Source organism: Herbaspirillum sp. GW821-FHT09A12 (assembly GCF_059418325.1).
In genome coordinates, this window is record NZ_JBWKPR010000001.1 from 932,051 (window position 1) to 947,619 (window position 15,569).

The 15,569-nt window shown below is 65.3% G+C and carries 16 protein-coding genes; 5 read left to right on the top strand and 11 right to left on the bottom strand.

Annotated features, from left to right (window positions below; all coding sequences use genetic code 11):
• Nucleotides 1–13: 13 nt before the first annotated feature.
• Nucleotides 14–889, top strand: coding sequence for an L-fucono-1,5-lactonase (locus tag AC07N6_RS04200; RefSeq protein ID WP_494781061.1), 876 nt, complete (start codon nucleotides 14–16; stop codon nucleotides 887–889).
• 30 nt (nucleotides 890–919) lie between these two features.
• Here AC07N6_RS04200 and AC07N6_RS04205 read toward each other — a convergent pair whose 3' ends face one another.
• The 4 genes from AC07N6_RS04205 to AC07N6_RS04220 all read right to left on the bottom strand — a co-directional run bounded on the left by AC07N6_RS04205 (nucleotide 920) and on the right by AC07N6_RS04220 (nucleotide 4,631).
• On the bottom strand, nucleotides 920–1,543 hold the full coding sequence (locus AC07N6_RS04205) for a LysE family translocator (protein ID WP_494781283.1): 624 nt from the start codon (nucleotides 1,541–1,543) through the stop codon (nucleotides 920–922).
• Nucleotides 1,544–1,654: 111 nt separating this feature from the next.
• Complete coding sequence (locus AC07N6_RS04210) at nucleotides 1,655–2,371, bottom strand: MgtC/SapB family protein (protein WP_494781062.1); 717 nt, start codon at nucleotides 2,369–2,371, stop codon at nucleotides 1,655–1,657.
• 166 nt (nucleotides 2,372–2,537) lie between these two features.
• Nucleotides 2,538–3,563 carry a TRAP transporter substrate-binding protein gene (locus AC07N6_RS04215; RefSeq protein ID WP_494781063.1) on the bottom strand — a complete coding sequence of 342 codons (1,026 nt, stop codon included), beginning with the start codon at nucleotides 3,561–3,563 and terminating at the stop codon, nucleotides 2,538–2,540.
• 276 nt (nucleotides 3,564–3,839) lie between these two features.
• Nucleotides 3,840–4,631, bottom strand: a complete 792-nt coding sequence (locus AC07N6_RS04220; protein WP_494781064.1) for a phytanoyl-CoA dioxygenase family protein — start codon at nucleotides 4,629–4,631, stop codon at nucleotides 3,840–3,842.
• Nucleotides 4,632–4,905: 274 nt separating this feature from the next.
• Here AC07N6_RS04220 and AC07N6_RS04225 point away from each other — a divergent pair, with 274 nt between their 5' ends.
• On the top strand, nucleotides 4,906–5,976 hold the full coding sequence (locus AC07N6_RS04225) for a rhodanese-like domain-containing protein (protein ID WP_494781065.1): 1,071 nt from the start codon (nucleotides 4,906–4,908) through the stop codon (nucleotides 5,974–5,976).
• 29 nt (nucleotides 5,977–6,005) lie between these two features.
• On the opposite strand, the gene AC07N6_RS04230 is transcribed toward AC07N6_RS04225, so the two are convergent.
• Nucleotides 6,006–6,608 (bottom strand): phosphonate degradation HD-domain oxygenase, encoded by a 603-nt coding sequence (locus AC07N6_RS04230; protein ID WP_494781066.1) that lies wholly within the window; start codon nucleotides 6,606–6,608, stop codon nucleotides 6,006–6,008.
• A gap of 151 nt (nucleotides 6,609–6,759) precedes the next feature.
• On the bottom strand, nucleotides 6,760–6,975 hold the full coding sequence (locus tag AC07N6_RS04235; protein WP_141913436.1) for a YMGG-like glycine zipper-containing protein: 216 nt from the start codon (nucleotides 6,973–6,975) through the stop codon (nucleotides 6,760–6,762).
• A 200-nt stretch (nucleotides 6,976–7,175) separates the two neighbouring features.
• Here AC07N6_RS04235 and AC07N6_RS04240 point away from each other — a divergent pair, with 200 nt between their 5' ends.
• The 3 genes from AC07N6_RS04240 to AC07N6_RS04250 all read left to right on the top strand — a co-directional run bounded on the left by AC07N6_RS04240 (nucleotide 7,176) and on the right by AC07N6_RS04250 (nucleotide 9,491).
• Nucleotides 7,176–7,592, top strand: a complete 417-nt coding sequence (locus AC07N6_RS04240; RefSeq protein WP_494781067.1) for a PaaI family thioesterase — start codon at nucleotides 7,176–7,178, stop codon at nucleotides 7,590–7,592.
• Nucleotides 7,593–7,698: 106 nt separating this feature from the next.
• On the top strand, nucleotides 7,699–8,781 hold the full coding sequence (locus AC07N6_RS04245; protein WP_494781068.1) for an alpha/beta fold hydrolase: 1,083 nt from the start codon (nucleotides 7,699–7,701) through the stop codon (nucleotides 8,779–8,781).
• Between the two features lie 113 nt (nucleotides 8,782–8,894).
• Entirely contained in the window at nucleotides 8,895–9,491 is a 597-nt protein-coding gene (locus AC07N6_RS04250) for a GNAT family N-acetyltransferase (RefSeq protein WP_494781069.1), read from the top strand.
• A 23-nt stretch (nucleotides 9,492–9,514) separates the two neighbouring features.
• On the opposite strand, the gene gabD is transcribed toward AC07N6_RS04250, so the two are convergent.
• From gabD to AC07N6_RS04275, 5 genes are all read right to left on the bottom strand, one after another.
• Nucleotides 9,515–10,975, bottom strand: a complete 1,461-nt coding sequence (gene gabD, locus AC07N6_RS04255) for an NADP-dependent succinate-semialdehyde dehydrogenase (protein ID WP_494781070.1) — start codon at nucleotides 10,973–10,975, stop codon at nucleotides 9,515–9,517.
• Nucleotides 10,976–10,995: 20 nt separating this feature from the next.
• Nucleotides 10,996–11,829: an ABC transporter permease gene (locus tag AC07N6_RS04260; protein ID WP_494781071.1), complete on the bottom strand. Its 834-nt coding sequence runs from the start codon at nucleotides 11,827–11,829 to the stop codon at nucleotides 10,996–10,998.
• Nucleotides 11,830–11,857: 28 nt separating this feature from the next.
• Nucleotides 11,858–13,141, bottom strand: coding sequence for an ABC transporter permease (locus AC07N6_RS04265; protein ID WP_494781072.1), 1,284 nt, complete (start codon nucleotides 13,139–13,141; stop codon nucleotides 11,858–11,860).
• A 114-nt stretch (nucleotides 13,142–13,255) separates the two neighbouring features.
• The gene (locus AC07N6_RS04270; protein WP_494781073.1) at nucleotides 13,256–14,302 is read right to left on the bottom strand and encodes an ABC transporter substrate-binding protein; all 1,047 of its coding nucleotides are present in this window, start codon (nucleotides 14,300–14,302) and stop codon (nucleotides 13,256–13,258) included.
• A 109-nt stretch (nucleotides 14,303–14,411) separates the two neighbouring features.
• On the bottom strand, nucleotides 14,412–15,545 hold the full coding sequence (locus tag AC07N6_RS04275) for an ABC transporter ATP-binding protein (protein ID WP_494781074.1): 1,134 nt from the start codon (nucleotides 15,543–15,545) through the stop codon (nucleotides 14,412–14,414).
• Between the last annotated feature and the right edge of the window lie 24 nt (nucleotides 15,546–15,569).

Sequence of the window (15,569 nt, forward strand, 5' to 3'; positions counted from 1 at the left end):
TGAAAGTTGACGCATGAAACCGCAACGCATCGATGCCCACCAGCATTTCTGGCGCTATCGTCCTGAGGCCTATCCGTGGATCGGCCGCGGCATGGAGTTGCTGGCGCAAGACCGCATGCCGTGCGAACTGCATCCGGCGCTCATGGCCGAAGGGCTGGATGTGTCGATCGCGGTGCAGGCGCGCGCGGGGCGGGAGGAAACCGGTTTCCTGCTGGAATTGGCGCGCAGCGATGCGCGCATCGCCGGCGTGGTCGGCTGGGAAGATATCGCCAGCGCGCAGTTAGCCGAGCATGTCGGCCAATGGGGGCGCGACAAGCTGCTGGGGTTGCGCCACCAGATCCAGGATGAGGCCGATGTCGCCGCCTTCGTCGCGCAGCCCGATTTCAACCGCGGCGTGGCCTGGCTGCAGGGGCAGCGCCTGGTCTACGATGTGCTGGTGTACCAGCGCCAGTTGCCGGCGATCCAGGCATTTTGCGCGCGCCACGACGCCCACTGGCTGGTGCTGGACCATCTGGGCAAGCCGGCCTTGACCGAGTTTGGCAAGGGCGAGGCGGCCTACGCCGAATGGCGGCGCGAACTGCGCGCGCTGGGCGCGTTGCCGCATGTGGCGTGCAAATTATCGGGGCTGGTGACCGAGGCGGACTGGATACGCGGCCTGCGGCCCAAGGATTACGAACACATTGTGCTGTGCCTGGATACGGCGCTCGACGCTTTCGGCGCGCACCGGCTGATGTTCGGCTCGGACTGGCCGGTGTGCCTGCTGGCGGCATCCTATGCGCGCGTGGCGGAGGTGGTCAGGGAATGGGCCGAGACGCGCTTGTCGGCATCCGAGCAGGCGCAGTTGTGGGGCGGCACCGCTGCGCATTGCTATGGGCTGGCGGGAGCCTGAACCCGGTAGCGCCCGGCATGGTCCTCGCCGTCAGCGGATCAGTTGGCGAATCCCCAGCAATACGATCAGGCTGCCGCAGCAGCGGTCGACCGCTGCCGCGCTCTTGCGGTAACGCGCGGCGACGCCGCCGTGCGACATCACCAGCGCCAGGAAGCCGTACCAGCTTCCCGCCACCACCAGCACCACGCCCAGCATGGCCGCGAAGGTCGGCCATGATACATGCGCCGGCGCCGCCGAGGCGAACACGGCGGCGAAGAATGCCATCGATTTCGGATTGACGATATTGGTCAGGAAACCCTGGATGAAGGACGATTTCAGGTCGTCGGTCTGCGCCATCCCGGCGGCGGCGGCGTCCAGTTGCTTCCGGCTGGCCTTGGAGATCAGGCGCGAACCGAACCACAGCAGGTAAGCCGCGCCGATCACTTTCACGATCAACGCCACCCAGGGAAAGGCGGCGAACACGATGCCCACACCCAGGATGGCGCAGCTGGCCCAGAACAGGTTGACCAGCACGATGCCGGCCACCAGCGCCAGCGCCGCCGGACGAGTGGAGGAGGCGGCCTTGTGCAGCACCGCCACGAAGTTGGGGCCGGGAATGATGACGCCGGTGATATAGACGGAAAAAACGGCGAGGACGGCGGACCAGTTGATCAGGTGCATGACGGCGATGGCAGGAGAGGATGGCAGGAGGGGGCGGTGCAAGCCGCCGATGATAACGCATCGCGGCGCTGCGCGTAGCCTGCCGGCGATGGCGCGCAACCCGCTTCAGTCGGTGGTGCTGGGACTCCAGAAGGCCTGCTTGACCGCCGGCAGCGCCTGCAGGCGGGCAACTAGGGCATCCAGCTCGTCGCCGTCGACCGAGGTGGCGGCCAGCGTGGCTTCGATTTCCACCTCGTCTTCGGTGAAGGAGCGCACCTCCAGGTCGTGCGTCGGGTAGCGACTCTGTTCCAGCATCTGGTTGACCTGGGCCAGCACATGCTTCTGGTGCGCGCTGTCGACGATCAGGTGCAGGGTGTTGGTGACTTCCACCGACGGTATGTCCAGCGGCTTGCGGTTGATGGTGTTGACCACCGGACGCAGCAGCGTGTTGGCGGCCAGCACGAAAATGGTGGCGACGATGGCTTCCAGGATCAGGTCGGCGCCGGCGGCCGCGCCCACCGCGGCCGAGCCCCATAGTGTGGCCGCGGTGTTGATGCCGCGCACATTGCCTTCTTCGCGCATGATCACGCCCGCGCCGAGAAAGCCCACTCCCGACACCACATAGGCCACCACATGCACCGCGCCTTCATGGCCGCCCATGCGGTTGGCCATGTCGACGAACACCGCCGCGCCCAGCGCCACCAGCACATTGGTGCGCAGGCCGGCGGTGCGCTGGCGGTATTGGCGTTCCAGCCCGATCGCGCCGCCCAGGATGAAGGCGGCGGTCAGGCTGATGATGGTGTCGAGCAGGGAGTCGAGATTGATGTTGTGCAGGATTTCCATGGGCGATTCAGGCGGCAGGTTGCGGAGGGGATGTACTGCGATGGCGGCTCATGCCGAGCCAATGTGCCAATCGATTGCGCGATGTTGCGCGATGATGCCCCAGGAATGCAACAAGCGCGTGACAAAAATCTGCCGCGCGCCTGTTGCCGCTACCTGAAACCCGCCTTCAGGACAGCTTGCCGCTGTACTTCTCCAGGATGTTCCAGGCCTGGTCGCCGAATTTCTTGTGCCATTCGTCGTAGAACTTCACCTGCCTCAGTTTGGCGTGGAAGGCTTCATGGTCGGCGTCGTTGAGCTGGATGCCCTTTGCCTTGAGCTCGCCGGCCAGCGATTCGTTGAGCTTGCGCACGTCTTCGCGCTGCTTCATGCCGGCGGCGTTGGCATTGACGCGGACGATTTCCTGCAAGTCCCTGGGCAGGCGCTCGAAGGATTTCTTGTTGCCCAGCATCCAGAAGCCGTCCCACATGTGGTTGGTCATCGAACAGTATTTCTGCACTTCGTAGAGCTTGCTGGTGTAGATGATCGCCAGCGGATTCTCCTGGCCCTGCACGATGCCGGTCTGCAGCGCCGAATAGACCTCGGCGAAATTGATGCTGGTGGGCGACACCCCCAGCGCCTTGAACATCGAAGTCCACAAGGGGCTGGGCGGCACCCGCAGTTTCATGCCCTTGAGGTCGTCCGGGGTGTGGATGGACTTGGTGTTGTTGGTGATCTGGCGGTAGCCGTTGTCCCAGATCTTCTCGAAGGCGAACAGGGTCGACTTGCCCTGGATCTCTTGCCGCATGTGGGCGCCGAGATCCCCGTCCAGCGCCGCCCAGACCGTGTCGTAATCCTTGAAGGCGAAACCCATGCCGGAAATCTGCGCCACCGGCACCAGCGTGCCCAGCGTCAGCGAGGACAGGGTGAACATGTCGATGGCGCCCGAACGCACCTGCGCCAGCATGTCGGTGTCGCCGCCGAGCTGGTTGTTGGGATAAATCTGCAATTCGATGCGGCCCTTGGATTGCTCCGAAATCGCCTTGGCCATTTCGGCGGCCCGGATGTTCATCGGGTGCGTCATGGCCAGGTTATTGGCGTATTTGAGGACGAATTCGGCGGCGTTGGCGCGCTGCGACCAGCCGCCGGCGGCAAGGGCGAGCGATGTTGCCGAGGCGGCCTTGAGGAAGTCGCGGCGCGAGTTGAAATGCTTCATGGGTGTCTCCGTTGGCTTTTTATATGCGGCCGCAGGCGACACGGCCGGGTGGCTACGAGATGCAGGTAGGGCGGGATGCGACGGGTCAAGCGCGTTGCGGTGCTGCCAATCAATTGCCGATTGCGCGCATCGCCATGCCGGTTTCCGCGCTTGTTTCCGACGCGGAGGCGGCGATGCGTTTGCCCGGCCGGTGCGGCCAAGGCGCGGGCGGTGGCGCCCGCCCATCCGCACGGCGCATTGCGCGCCGGCGGATGGGAAGAGGGGAATCAAAAAGGCTTACGCCGCCTTCTGGCCGATGTAGCGGGTCAGCGCGTCGTCGGCGGTGGGCTTGACCGGCGTGAAGTCCTGATGCGCGATGAATTCCGGACGGGTTGGCTTGCGGATCGCGTTGGAGACCGCATTGAGCGTCAGGTAGACGATGCGGCGCGGGTAAGGCGTGATGTTGCCGGCCGAGCCGTGCACCAGGTTGGCGTGGAACATCAGCACGCCGCCGGCGCGGCCGGTGGGGGTGGCGATGCCGTTCTTTTCCACCAGCTCGGTGACGGTGGGCTGGTCCAGCGTCCACAGCGGATACGAGGTGGTTTCCAGGTCGTGCTCGGACTTGAGCGCGCCCGATTTGTGGCTGCGCGGCACCAGCATCAGCGGGCCGTTGATCGGCATCACTTCATCCAGGAACACGGCGATGTTCATCGCCCGCGCTTCCGGCATGCCGTCGTCGGCTTGCCAGGTGGGGAAGTCCTGGTGCCATTGCCAGACCTCGCCGGTGAAGGCGGCCTTGGCGTTGATCTTGAACTGGTGCACGTAGACGTCTTCGCCGAACAGCTGCTGCAGCGGCTTCACCAGGCGCGGGTGCGAGGCCAGGATGTTGCAGGCATCGTTATAGGTGTGGGCGGCGAAGGCGGTGCGCGGCGCGCCGTTCTTTTCGCGCCAGATCTCGGGGCGCTGCTGCGCCAGCACGTTGGCGGCTTCCTGTTTCAACAGCGCGATTTCGTCGGCGTTGAAGCATTCGGGCAGGAACAGATAGCCCAGTTCATCGAAATCCTTGAGCTGCTGGGGGGTGAGTTGCATGCTTGTCTCCTCTGTTGATGATGGTTGGATTGCCGTTGGCATCTTGCCGGTCTTTTATCGTGTTCTGTATACAGAATGCGACTTAAATGTGGCTTTGTCAAACACAAAATGCGGCGGCCGCCGATGCGGCCGCTGTCGCTGCCGGGGATGGTTCGGCAGGCGAAGGTTTCGTCGCATCAGCGGTTTGATATGATGGAAAAATTGCAGCGCCGCATACCTGCATCCCCGCAGGCGCGGCGCTCCTTTCCCCATTTCGTGTTGCACGTTCCCGACCATGATCTTTCGCCAATTGTTCGACGCCGCCTCGTCCACCTATACCTACCTGCTCGGCGATGGCGGCGAGGCGCTGCTGATTGACCCGGTCTATGAACAGGTTCCGCGCGATCTGGCGCTGCTGGACGAGCTCGGCTTGCGCCTGCTGGCCACGCTCGATACCCATGTGCATGCCGACCACGTCACCGGCGCCTGGCGCCTGCATCAACGCTGCGGCAGCGCCATCGCCGTGGCCCAGGCCGCCGGCGCCGAGCTGGCGGATCGCCCGCTCCGGCATGGCGAGCGCATCGCCTTCGGTTCACGCCATCTGGACGTGCGCGCCACGCCCGGTCACACCAACGGTTGCCTGACGTATGTGCTGGACGACCGCGGCATGGCCTTCACTGGCGACAGCCTGCTGATCCGCGGTTGCGGGCGCACCGACTTCCAGCAGGGCGACCCGCGCCAGCTGTTCGCCTCGGTGCGGGAGCAGATCCTGACGCTGCCTGATACTTGTCTGCTGTACCCGGCGCACGACTATCGCGGCGTCACCGTCACCAGCGTGGCCGAAGAACGCCTGTTCAACCCCCGCCTGGGCGGCGGGGTGGATGTCGGCGATTTCGTCGGCTACATGAGCAACCTGAATCTTCCGCATCCCAAGCTGATGGCGCAGGCGGTGCCCGCCAATTTGCGTTGCGGCCGTCCCGAGGGCGATGCGCCGCCGGTGGACATGCCCGCCTGGGCGCCGCTGACCTTGCGCTTCAGCGGGGTCTGGGAGATTGCGCCGATGGCGCTGCTGGAACATGCCGCGGCGGTGCAGATCGTGGATGTGCGGGAAGAGTCGGAGTTCATCGACCGGCTGGGTCATCTCCCCGGCGCGCGGCTGCTGCCCTTGTCGCAATTGCCGGAACGGCTGGCGGAGCTGGATCGCGAACGGCCGGTGGTGGCGGTATGCCGCTCGGGCGTTCGTTCGGCGCAAGCCTGCGCGATGCTGGGCAAGGCCGGTTTCGGCAAAGTGGCCAACCTGGCCGGCGGCATGCTGCAATGGCATGCCGAGGCCTTGCCGGTGGAGTGCGTGTCTGAGAAGCAATGATGCGCGCGGGTATTTCCCGCGGCAAGGGATCAGGTCGCGGATGCCCGCAGGCATTGGGTGAAATAAGCCGAGAAGTGCGCGTAATCGGGCGTGGCGCATCCGGCGTCCTTGGCCTGGTCGTCCCAGCGCCGCAACCTGACGGCATCGGCCGCATGCGGCCGGGCGATGAAATCCCGAACCCCGTCGTCATCGAAGATGCCGCCTTGCAGTTGCAGGCTGCGCACCGAATCCTCGGACAGGGCGCAGAAGTAGGCCGGATCGACTGCACACAGATAGCGCTTGGCGTCGACGTGCAAGCGGATGGGCGCCAGCACGTCTTCGTCGAACAGCTGGCGCAGGAAGGGGAGGATGCGGTATTGGTGCAGGTCGTCGATGCCGGCCATGGTTGGCGTGGCGCCATGGTCCAGGGCCTGCCGGCACTCAATTTGCGAGTGCGAACGGTCAGCAGGCCCTAGCATATGGCCCAGGTCATGCAGCAGGCTGGCTACGATCAGGCTGGGCGATGCGCCTTCCCGTTCCGCCAGGGCGGCGGTTTGCAGCGCGTGTTGCAGCTGCGTGACGGGTTCGCCGGTGTATTGCGTGTGGCCATGTTGCTGAAACAGCAGGCCGATGTCTTCAAGAGTCAATGCCATGGATGCCAGCCTTGTTGCGACAGGAAAACCGGGCGGCGCCAGCGATGGCGCCGCCCGGTATTGTTCAAGCGTTCAAGCGTGCAAGTATGGCCAGGAAATATGACGGGTTGGTGAAGCGGCTTGTCCGGGCCTCAGGTCGGCCCGGAAGGGATCACCTGCCGATCTGGTGGCCGATCACACCGCCGACCGCGGCGCCGCCGGCCGTGCCGATGCCGCTGCCGCCGGTCAGGATGGCGCCGGCTACCGCGCCGACGCCGGCGCCGACGGCGGTATTCTTGTCTCGCCGCGACATGTTGCTGCAACCGCTCAACACGGCCAGCGCGCAGATGGTGACGGAGATGACGGTCATTTTGTGGATTGTTTTCATGATGACGTTTTTCTAAAAGTGGGAAATTCTTCCGCAGTGCCCAGTCGGTTTCGGGATCCAGACGCAGGAGGTATGCTGCGGATCTTTACATGGCGGACGCTTTCCGGTTGCAAGATTTTGTAAGCGATCCCTTACAGTTGTTACATCTCGGCCGCCGCCGGGCGGCCAGCCAAACCAAAAAATACAGGGAGACCATCCAGATGAGCAGTATCCATGAGCGGATCAGCGCCAGTTTCAATGCCCAGGGCCTGATGCAGACGCTGGGGGCCGAGTTGGTGTCGGTGGCCGACGGGGAGGTGCATATCGCCCTGCCTTTTTCCGCGCACCTGACGCAGCAGCACGGCTATTTGCATGCCGGCGCGACCGCCAGCATCGTCGACAACGCCTGCGGCTATGCCGCCTTGACCAAGGCGCCCGCCGGCTGCGAAGTGGTCACCGTCGAATTCAAGATCAACTTCATGCGCCCGGCCATCGGCGAGCGCTTCCTGGCGATCGGCCGCGTGCAGAATGCGGGCAAGTCGCTGGCGGTCTGCAGCGGCGAAGTCCATGCGTTCACCGCGGGCGGCAGCAAGGTGATCGCACTGATGCAGGCCACTTTGGCCCATGTGCCCGCCTGAACCGGGCTGCTGCGGCGCTTGATGTTGCGGTGCGATTTTGCGCTGCCTGGCGAGCGCGGTTAGGATGAGGCTTTCTGCAACGCAATACCTGTCAACAAGGATTCCAATGAACCTGTTTTCCTGCAGCCGGCGTTTTGCCGGCATATTGTTGTCCTCCGCGGCCATCGGCCTGTGCGCGGCGTCGCCGGCGGGCGCGGCCGGTCATCCGGCGCCGGTGGAGGGCGACTGGGTCGCGCCGAGTTTCGTCTTCCATAACGGCCAGTCGCTGGACAACCTGCGCCTGCATTACGTCACCATCGGCAACCCCGGCAACCCGGCGGTGCTGGTGCTGCACGGCACCTACCAGACTGCCGGCGCCATGCTGGGCAAGGATTTCGGCGGCGAGCTGTTCGGCCCCGGCCAGCCGCTGGACGCCAGCAAATACTTCATCGTGATCCCGGACGGCATCGGCGTGGGCCAGTCGACCAAGCCCTCGGACGGCCTGCGCGCCGCTTTCCCGCAATACAACTATGCCGACATGGTGCTGGCCCAATACCGCATGCTGACCGAGGGGCTGGGCATCCGCCACCTGCGCCTGATCATCGGCAACTCGATGGGCGGCATGCAGACCTGGCTGTGGGGCGGCACGTATCCCGGTTTCGCCGACGCGCTGGTGCCGATGGCGTCGCAACCCACCGAAATGTCCAGCCGCAACTGGATGCTGCGGCGCCTGCTGGTGGAATCCATCAGGCAGGATCCGGCCTGGAACAACGGCAACTACACCGTGCAGCCGCCTTCGCTGCGCCTGGCCAACAGCATGTTCGTGGTCGCCACCAACGGCGGCACGCTGGCGTACCAGCAGATCGCCGGCACCCGCGCCCAGGCCGACAAGCTGGTGGATGAGCGCCTGGCCGCGCCGGTGACGGCCGACGCCAACGACTTCATCTACCAGTGGGGTTCCTCGGCCGACTACAACGCCATGCCGGGTTTGCCGAAGATCAAGGTGCCGCTGCTGGCGATCAACTCCGCCGATGACGAACGCAATCCGCCGGAAACCGGCCTGTTGCAGGAGGTGTTGAAGGACATGCCCAATGCCCGGCTGCTGCTGATCCCGGCCAGCGCGCAGACGCGCGGCCACGGCACCACCGGCATGGCGCGCTTCTATGCGCGGCAACTGGGGGAATTCATCCAAGCCTTGCCGGCGCGCTAATCCGGTATGCCGGCGTGCATCTGTTGCGCCGGCTTTTCCACGCATCTGTCCATCGCGCGCCGCTGGCCGGTGCGGCATGATGGCGTTCCGTTCCCATTCATTCCTGGAGTTGCATGTCCGCTTTCCTCGCGCCGCAGCCGGTGCTTACCGGCACTCTCGTCGAACTCCGGCCGCTGGCGGCCGGGCATCGCCAGGCCTTGCTTGATGCCGCCGCTGATGGCCAGTTGTGGAACATGACGCTGACCGTGGTGCCGGGCGAAAAGACCATCGACAATTACCTCGCTACCGCGCTGGAAGGACGGGCGGCCGGCACTGTGATGCCATTTGTGATCGTCGAACGCGCCGGCGGGAAAGTCATCGGCACCACGCGCTTCTGGAAGATGGACGCCGCCAACCGCAAGCTGGAGATCGGCCATACCTGGCTGGCGCAATCCTTCCAGCGCAGCGGCGCCAATACCGAAGCCAAGTACCTGCTGCTGCGGCAGGCCTTCGAAGCGATGGCCTGCGTGCGCGTGCAGTTCACCACCGATGAGCTTAACGATCGCTCACGCGCCGCCATCCTGCGCATCGGTGCCAAACAGGAAGGCATCGTGCGTCACGAGCGCATCATGCCGGACGGGCGCAAGCGCAACTCGGTGCGCTTTTCCATCATCGATGACGAATGGCCGGAAGTGAAGGTGCAGCTGCTGGAAAAGATGGGGCGCGAGTAAGCTCCGGTTTCAGCCGCGGTAGTTCAGATGCCGCCCATGCACAGGTACTTGACGACCAGGTAGTCGTCGATGCCATAGTGCGAACCTTCGCGTCCCAGGCCGGACTGCTTGACGCCGCCGAAGGGCGCCACCTCGTTGGAGATCAGGCCGGTGTTGATGCCCACCATGCCGCTCTCCAGGCCCTCGGCCACGCGCCAGATGCGGCCGATGTCGCGCGAGTAGAAATAGCTGGCCAGGCCGAATTCGGTATCGTTGGCCAGCGCCAAGGCTTGTTCATCGGTCTTGAAACGGAACAGCGGCGCCATCGGCCCGAAGGTTTCCTCGCGCGCCACGCGCATGGCCGGCGTCACGTCGGCCAGCACGGTGGGCTCGAAGAAGCCGTGGCCCAGCGCGTGCCGCTTGCCGCCCAGCAGCACGCGGGCGCCCTTGGCCACGGCATCGGCCACATGTTGCTCGACCTTTTGCACCGCCTGCTCATTGATGAGCGGGCCTTGCGTGGTGTTCTTTTCCATGCCGTCGCCCACCTCCAGCTTTTGCACCGCCGCCACCAGTTTGGCGGCGAAGGCGTCGTAGACGCCGTCCTGCACGTAGATGCGGTTGGCGCACACGCAGGTCTGGCCGGCGTTGCGATACTTGGAGGCGATCGCGCCTTCGACCGCGGCATCCAGGTCGGCGTCATCGAAGACGATGAAGGGGGCGTTGCCGCCCAGTTCCAGCGACAGTTTCTTGACGCTGGCAGCGCATTGTTGCATCAGCAGCTTGCCCACGGCGGTCGAGCCGGTGAAGGACAGCTTGCGCACGATGGGGTTGGACGTCATCTCGCCGCCGATGGCCTGGGGCGAGCCGGTCACGACGCTGAAGACGCCGGCCGGGATGCCGGCGCGTTCGGCCAGTACCGCCAGCGCCAACGCCGAGAACGGCGTGGCTTCGGCCGGCTTCAACACCATCGGGCAGCCGGCGGCCAGCGCCGGGCCGGCCTTGCGCGTGATCATCGCGGCCGGAAAATTCCACGGCGTGATGGCCGCGCATACGCCGATGGCTTCCTTGACCACCACGATGCGGCTGGACGGCGACGGCGAAGGGATGGTATCGCCATAAGTGCGCTTGCCTTCCTCGGCGAACCATTCGATGAAGGAGGCGGCGTAGCCGATCTCGCCCTTGGCCTCGGCCAGCGGCTTGCCTTGTTCGGCGGTCATGATCAGCGCCAGGTCGTCGGCGTTGGCCAGCATCAGCTCGTGCCAGCGGCGCAGGATGGCGCTGCGCTCCTTGGCGGTCTTCTTTTTCCAGGCCGGCCAGGCGGCGCTGGCGGCCTCGATGGCGCGCCGCGTCTCGGCCGCGCCCATCTGCGGCACCTGCCCCAGGCGTTCGCCGTTGGCGGGGTTGAACACATCGAAGGCGGCGCCGTCGTCGGCATCGCGCCATTGGCCGTTGAGGTAGGCTTGCTGGCGCAGCAGGGAAGGGTCTTTCAGTTGCAGTTGCGGCATGGTGGTTTCCTCGGGATAAGTCAGAAGCGCGCGGCCGCCTTGTTGCGTCCGCGCAGCCACTCCAGCGCCAGCAGCAGGCCGGTCGAGAAGATGATCAGGATGGTCGCCAGCGCGGCGATGGTCGGGCTGATGTTGTCCTTGATGCCGGCGAACATCTGGCGCGGCAGCGTGGCCTGGTTGGGGCCGGCCACGAACAGCGTGAGCACCACTTCATCGAACGAGGTGGCGAAGGCGAACAGCGCGCCGGAGATCAGCCCCGGCGCGATCACCGGCAGCGTGACGCGGAAGAAGGTGCGCAAGGGGCCGGCCCCCAGGCTCAGGCTGGCGCGCACCAGGTTGTGGTTGAACCCCTGCAGCGTGGCCAGCACGGTGGTGACCACGAACGGCGCGCCCAGCGCCGCGTGCGCCAGGATCAGGCCGAGGTAGCTGTCGGACAGGCCGATGCGCGCGAAGAACATGTACACGCCCACGCCGACCACCACCACCGGCACGATCATGGGCGAGATCAGCACCGCCATCAGCACGCCCTTGCCGCGGAAGTCGGCCTTGTTCAGGCCGACCGCCGCCAGCGTGCCGAGCACGGTGGCGATCGCCGTGGCGGCGGGGGCCACGATGAAACTGTTTTGCGCCGCGCGCATCCAGTCATCGGAGGCGAACAGGTTCTGGTACCAGCGCAGCGACACCCCCTTGATCGGATACATCAGGAAGCTGCTGTCGGAAAACGACAGCGGGATCATCACCAGGATCGGCAAGACCAAAAACAGCAGCACCAGCAGGTTGAAGCTGCGCGAGACGAAGAACCACAGGCGCTCGGCCAGCGAGACGTAGGGCGGGAAGAGAGGCGGTTTGTTCATGGCGGTTCCTGTATTGGCCGGCGGCGCGTCAGGCGATGCCGGCATCGAGCTTGGCGAAGCGGCGGTACACGCCGTACAGCACCAGCGTGCCGGTCAGGAGCAGCGCGCCCAGGGCGCAGGCCATGCCCCAGTTGATGGTGGTGTTGATGAAATAGGCGATGAAGTAACTCACCATTTGCTCATTGGGGCCGCCCAGCAGCGCCGGCGTGATGTAGTAGCCGCCGGCCATGATGAACACCAGCAGCACGCCAGCGCCGATGCCGGGATAGGTCTGCGGCACGTACACGCGCCAGAACGCGGCAAAGGGATGGCTGCCCAGCGACACGGCGGCCTTGAGGTAGCTTGGCGGCACCGATTTCATCACGCTGTACAGCGGCAGGATCATGAAGGGCAGCAGGATGTGCGTCATCGAGATGTACACGCCGACGCGGTTGAACACCATCTCCAGCGGCGCGTGCGTGATGCCTGTGAGCATCAGCGCCTTGTTGACCAGGCCTTCGGATTGCAGCAGCACGATCCAGGCCGCCACGCGCACCAGGATCGAGGTCCAGAACGGGATCAGCACCAGGATCATCAGCAGGTTGGCGCGGCGTTCGCTCATGGTGGAGAGCCAATAGGCCAGCGGATAGGCCAGCAGCAGGGTGATGATGGTCACGACCGCGCTCATCCACAGCGTGCGGCCGAAGATGGTGCGGTAGATGGAAGCGTCGGGGGCGGCCTGGACGATGTCGCCGTAGGCGTTCTGGCGCAGGTCCATCGCGGCCAGCAGGTAATAGGGGGAATAGCGCGAGCCGTTCTGCGCGATCACGCGCCAGACGTCCGGCTGGCCCCATTGCGGGTTGAGGGCGATCAGGGCGTCCTTGGCGGCGGGCGGCGCCAGGGGCTTGCCCGCGGCATCGCGCAGGGGCATGGCGCGCGTGGTGCCCATGATCAGCGAGCGCGCGCCGGACAGCTCGATGTTGATGCGGCGCGCCAGCTGGCCGGCGGTGGTGTCTTCCTTGGCGCGCGCCAGGTCTTCGGCCAGTTCGGCGAAGGCCTGGTCGGGCGGCAGCGCCTGGCGATCCCATTTGGCCAGCGCGACCACGGTGCGCGGCAGCGTGGCCGCGACTTCGGGATTTTCGACGGCGCGCTGCAGCAGCGCCACGATAGGCGCGACGAAGGTCAGCAGCAGGAAGATCGCCAGCGGCGCGATCAGCGCCAGGGCGGCGATGCGCTTGCGGGTGTCGGCGGCGCGCAGTTCGCGCCTGAGTTGCTGCGGTGTCGGTTCGGCCAGTGGCATGGCTGCGGCGGGGCTGGTGGCGATGGTGGTCATGGTTCGGTATTCCTGGTGCGGCAAGGGTAAAGCGTAGCCGGCGCCTGCGCCTGCATGCGGCCGTCCGTGCGGGTCGCATGCAGGTGCCGGCGCCGGGGCAGGCGCCAGCGCCGGTTACTTCGCGACCCAGGCCGAGAAGCGCTGTTCCAGCTCCTCGCCGTGGTCGGTCCAGAACTGCAGGCTCAACTGGATGGAATCCCTGGCGTTGGCCGTGGACGTCGGCAGGTTGGCCAGGGTCTTGGCGTCCAGCAGCTTCAATGCGCCCTTGTTGACCGGGCCGTAGGCGATATTGTTGGCATAGGTCTTCTGGGTCTCGGGCTGGCTGGCGTAGCTGATGAACTTCTCGCCCAGCGCCTTGTTCGGCGAACCCTTGGGGATCACCCAGTAGTCCAGCGTATAGACGCTGCCGGCCCAGACCACCTTGAGGTTCTTGCCTTCGCGCTGGGCGGCGTCGATGCGGCCGTTGAAGGCATTGGCCATCACCACGTCGCCGGAGGCCAGGAACTGCGCCGGCAGCGCGCCCGCGTCCCACCACTGGATGTATGGCTTCAGCTGATCCAGCTTCTTGAAGGCGCGGTCCACGCCGCCTTTTTCGGACAGCACCTTGTAGACGTCCTTGGTCGGCACGCCGTCGGCCATCAGCGCGAACTCCAGGTTGAACTGCGCGCTCTTCTTCATGCCGCGCTTGCCGGGGTATTTCTTGACGTCCCAGAAATCGGCCCAGCCGGTCGGCGCGGTCTTGAGCTTGTCGGCGTTGTAGGCCAGCACGGTGGACCAGACGAAGGCGCCCATGCCGCACTCGCTGACGGTGGCTTCGGGGATGTAGTCATCCTTCTTGATGGTCTTGGCCAGGTCGAGCTTCTCGATCAGGCCGTCGTCACAGGCGCGGTTGAGGTCGCCGCCATCGATTTCCACCACGTCCCAGCTGACTTTCTTCGCCTCCACCATGGCCTTGACCTTGGCCAGTTCGCCGTTGAATTCGGCGGTCACCACCTTGGTGCCGCTGCTTTTCTGGAAGGGTTCGACGTAGGCGACCTTCTGCGCGTTGGCGTTGGCGCCGCCGAAGTTGACCACGGTCAGTTCCGCAGCCGAAGCTGTGCTGAAGGCAAACAGCATGCCCAGGGCAAGTGGGGATAACAGGGCAGGAGATAGGCGTTTCATGTGTTCCTCGTTGGTTATGTTGCGATGTCGGAGTTGTACCTGGAACTGCCGGCAATCTTGTCGTTGCCTTCAAGAGATGGGGCGGTGCTGCGTTTGGACGATGCCGCGTTTAGAGGAAGCAGCGCAGGTACTGCGGCGCGATCTCGAGCGTCGCCTCGCCGCCTTCGGCCAGGCCGGCCAGCGCCGGGTCGGACAGCGCAAGCTTGACGAAGCAGTCGTCCTGGCCGGCCACGCTGCAGCGCACGCGCACGTGGTCGCCAAAATAGATCAGGCCGGCGATGCGCGCCTTGATGCGGTTGGGCCCGGCGTTTTCAGGCGCCGTGCCCGCATGCAGGCGGATGCGTTCCGGCCGTACACAGGCGGCGACCGTCTGGCCGGCATGGGCGCGGTGCACGTTCAGGCCGGTGAGCTGCACGCCGTCCGGCAGGCGCAGGGCGCAGCGTTCGCCGCTGACCGATTCGACGCTGCCCTTGAAGCGGTTGTTGTCGCCGATGAAGTTGGCCACGAACTGGTTCTCGGGATATTCGTAGAGCTCGGTCACCGGCGCCAGCTGCTGGATCACGCCCTGGTCGAACACCGCCACGCGGTCGGACATGGTGAGCGCTTCGCTCTGGTCGTGGGTGACGTAGACGAAGGTCACGCCCAGGCGCTTGTGCAAGGCCTTCAGCTCCAGCTGCATGTGCTCGCGCAACTGCTTGTCGAGCGCGCCCAGCGGCTCGTCCATCAGCACCAGCTGCGGGTCGAACACCAGCGTGCGCGCCAGCGCCACGCGTTGCTGCTGGCCGCCGGAGAGCTGGGTCGGGTAACGGTCGCCGAACTTGCCCATCTGCACCATGTCCAGCGCCTGTTTGACCTTGGCTTCGCGCTCGGCGCGCTTCATCTTGCGCACCGACAGCGGGTAGGCCACGTTCTGGGCGATGGTCATGTGCGGGAACAGCGCGTAGTTCTGGAACACCATGCCGATGTTGCGCTTGTGCGGCGGCACGCGGTTGAGCAACTGGCCGTCCAGGCGGATCTCGCCGCCGGTGGGAAATTCGAAGCCGGCCAGCATCATCAGGCAGGTGGTCTTGCCCGAACCCGATGGGCCCAGCAGCGTCAGGAACTCGCCGCGGCGGATCTCCAGGTCCAGGTTCTTGACGATCAGGTTTTCGCCGTCATAGGTCTTCTTCACGCCGCTGAACTGCACCAGCACGTCGCCGGCCTGCGGCGCGGCCTCTTCTTGCCTCAATGCGTTTGCACTCATTGTCGTTCTCCCTCTTTAGCGAAA